Here is a 228-nt window from a genome sequence, read left to right on the forward strand (position 1 = left end):
GTGTAACCGTATTTAGCCAAGGGGTGAATCAAAGTAGCCAAGGCGTAGATAAAGTTAACGCGATTATTAACAACCACTTAGCAACCGGAAAAATAGGCAAGTTGGGTGCTAGTGCATTCTCTATTACGGGCCAGCCTAATGCCATGGGAGGGCGCGAAGTTGGAGCGCTATCTAATTTATTAGCAGGGCATTTAGATTATGTGCCAGAGCATTTGGCGGCGTTATCGC

The 228-nt window shown here is 46.5% G+C and carries 1 pseudogene; it reads left to right on the forward strand.

From position 1 onward, the window contains the following. A pseudogene (locus Q4528_RS16730) lies at window positions 1–228 on the forward strand (molybdopterin-dependent oxidoreductase); the annotation flags it as partial.

Origin of the sequence: Staphylococcus pasteuri (genome assembly GCF_030547725.1) — a bacterium.
Classification (GTDB): Bacteria; Bacillota; Bacilli; order Staphylococcales; family Staphylococcaceae; genus Staphylococcus; species Staphylococcus pasteuri.